Annotated in this window: 2 protein-coding genes; both read right to left on the reverse strand. The window is 74.2% G+C overall.

What is annotated here, in order from left to right:
- Positions 1-711, reverse strand: a 711-nt coding sequence (locus FOE67_RS24740; RefSeq protein WP_182667045.1) for an HAD family hydrolase, incomplete at its 3' end; no start/stop codon positions are given.
- Positions 712-898: 187 nt separating this feature from the next.
- A partial coding sequence (locus tag FOE67_RS24745; protein WP_323385442.1) for a vitamin B12 dependent-methionine synthase activation domain-containing protein occupies positions 899-1,761 on the reverse strand: 863 nt, incomplete at its 5' end.

Consider the following 1,761-nt stretch of genomic DNA (forward strand, 5'->3'; position numbering starts at 1 on the left):
GGCCGGGGGCAGGGGCTCGGCCCACAGCCCCCGCAGGAACCCCAGGTTCACCCCGCGCAGGCTGTCGACCACGGTCCGGCCCGGCGCCGGCTCCAGGGCGGCGATCGAGGGCACCGCGAGCACCCGGCACCCGGCCGCCTCGGCCGAGGCGACCCCCGTGGCGGTGTCCTCCACCGCCACGCAGGCGGCCGGGTCGGCGCCCAGGCCGATCGCCGCCATCAGGTAGGGGTCGGGGTGGGGCTTGGTGCGGGTCAGGTCGTCGCCCGCGATGGTGAGCGCGAAGTGCTCGGCGCCGATGGCGCGCAGCATGCGGTCCACGACCTCGCGGTGGGAGGCGGAGACCAACGCGGCCGGCACCCGGTGGCGGGCGAGGTCGGCCAACAGTTCGGCGGCGCCCGGCATGAGGGTGACGCCGAGGTCCAGACGGGCGAGGAAGGCGGCGTTGAGGCGTTCCGCGAGTTCCTCGTAGGCGATGTCGGCGCCGGTGACCTCGATCAGGTAGTTGGCGCTGCGGGTCATCGGGCCCCCGACCACGACGCGCCGGTCCTCCTCGCGGAGGGTGTGGCCCAACTCGGCGAAGACGCGGACCTCCGCGTCCCACCAGAAGTCCTCGGTGTCCACGAGGGTCCCGTCCATGTCCAGCAGGACGGCGTGCGGAGCGGGCGCGGCGGAGCGGGGGGACCCGGCGCTCCCGGGAAGGACGGTGGTCATCCGCGGCTACCTCCGAAGGGACGGGAAGGCCGGTGGTCGGTCCCGCGCGCGGGACCGACCACCGGCCTCTTCCGGACCGTTCAGTGTACGTCCCCGCCGCCGGGGACACCCCGGCACGAGCGGGCCGAACGGGTGGTGCGGTGATGCGCGGGGGCGTGTGCACCGGGGACGCCCCCGCGGCCGGGGCTCAGCGGGCGTTGAAGTAGTTGGCCTCGGGATGGTGCAGGACGATCGCGTCGGTGGACTGTTCGGGGTGCAACTGGAATTCCTCCGACAGCACCACGCCGATGCGCTCGGGGCGCAGGAGCTCGGCGATCTTCGCGCGGTCCTCCAGATTCGGACAGGCGGGGTAGCCCAACGAGTAGCGGCATCCCCGGTACTCGGTGCGGAACATGCCGGCCAGTTCGGTGGGGTCGGCGTCGGCGATGCCCAGCTCGGCGCGGACCCGGGCGTGCCAGTACTCGGCCAGTGCCTCGGCCAGCTGCACGGACAGGCCGTGCAGTTCGAGGTAGTCCCGGTAGGAGTCGGCGGCGAAGAGTTCGGCGGTGGCCTCCCCGATCCGCGAGCCGACGGTGACCACCTGCAGCCCCACCACGTCCGTCTCGCCGGACCCGGCGGGGCGGAAGAAGTCGGCCAGGCACAGGCGGCGGCCGCGGCTCTGCCGGGGGAAGGTGAAGCGGGTGCGCTCGGCACCGCCCTCGTCGAGGATCACCAGGTCGTCGCCCTCGGCCCGGCAGGGGAAGTAGCCGTGGACGACGGCCGCCTCCAGCAGGTTGTCGGTGTGCAGGCGGTCCAACCAGCCGCGCAGGCGGGGGCGCCCCTCGGTCTCCACGAGTTCGGCGTAATCGGGGCCCTCCCCGTCCCGGCTGCCGCGCAGTCCCCACTGCCCCTTGAAGAGGGCGTCCTCGTCCAGCCAGTCGGCGTACTCCTTGAGCTGGATGCCCTTGATCACCCGGGTGCCGAGGAACGGCGGGGTGGGCACGGGCACGTCGGTGGCCACCGAGGAGCGTGCCGGGACCGGCGCCGCTGCGGGGTCGGCGGGCTCGGGGG

This window comes from Streptomyces calidiresistens (assembly GCF_014141525.1).
GTDB classification, from domain to species: domain Bacteria; phylum Actinomycetota; class Actinomycetes; order Streptomycetales; family Streptomycetaceae; genus Streptomyces; species Streptomyces calidiresistens.